This window comes from Pseudoalteromonas sp. TB64 (assembly GCF_000498095.1).
Taxonomy (GTDB): domain Bacteria; phylum Pseudomonadota; class Gammaproteobacteria; order Enterobacterales; family Alteromonadaceae; genus Pseudoalteromonas.
In genome coordinates this window covers 1-671 of record NZ_AUTQ01000028.1, presented here as the reverse complement: position 1 = coordinate 671, position 671 = coordinate 1, and the positions used below count along the sequence as shown (strand labels likewise).

Below are 671 nucleotides of genomic sequence, written 5' to 3'. Positions count from 1 at the left end.
CCCGCTACTTCAACGGCTTCACCGTTAACTACGCGTGGTTTATATTTAAATTTAAGCGCTGCATCCATAGCGGCTCTATCAAACAAAGACTCAGGCTCAGCTTTAACCACTTGCGGATCGCGTACTGTACCTTGCTTAGTTACTATAAATTCAACAATAACGTAGCCTTCTATACCTCGCGATAATGCACGGCGCGGATAAACAGGTGCCACTTTAACAATAGGCAAATATTCCCCATCACTTGTTTCAAGCGCCAATCCAGCAGACAAATTTACATCTGCGTCAACGTTTGCGCCAAAGTCAAAGTTATTAGCGTTTGCGTTTGCATCACTACTTTGCATTTGCGGCGATTCCATTGACGGTGGCGGCTCTTTAGGCGTTGGTGGTTTTTGTGGTTTACGTTCTTTTTTTTGCACGCTTTCTTCTTTTTTAAGCCTTACAAAATCAAGTACATTTCCCTTAGCGGGCTCACTCATAGCTCCATCGCCACCAGTTATGAGTGCCTGCATGCCTAAAAACAGCATAAAGGTCACTACACCGGCTATAACTAATGCTACTAAATAACGCATTGCCTACCCTTATGCTTCTTGAGCTGCAATCGACACGTCAAACACACCTGCTGCGCGTGCTGCATCCATTACTTTTATTAAAGTATCGGTTGTTGATTTTTT

The 671-nt window shown here is 43.7% G+C and carries 1 protein-coding gene and 1 pseudogene; both read right to left on the bottom strand.

Annotation, left to right across the window (positions count from 1 at the left end):
* On the bottom strand, positions 1–569 hold a 569-nt coding region (locus tag L647_RS0100900), incomplete at its 3' end, for an energy transducer TonB (RefSeq protein ID WP_024609535.1).
* Positions 570–578: 9 nt separating this feature from the next.
* Positions 579–671 (bottom strand): annotated as a pseudogene (locus L647_RS0100895) (biopolymer transporter ExbD); the annotation flags it as partial.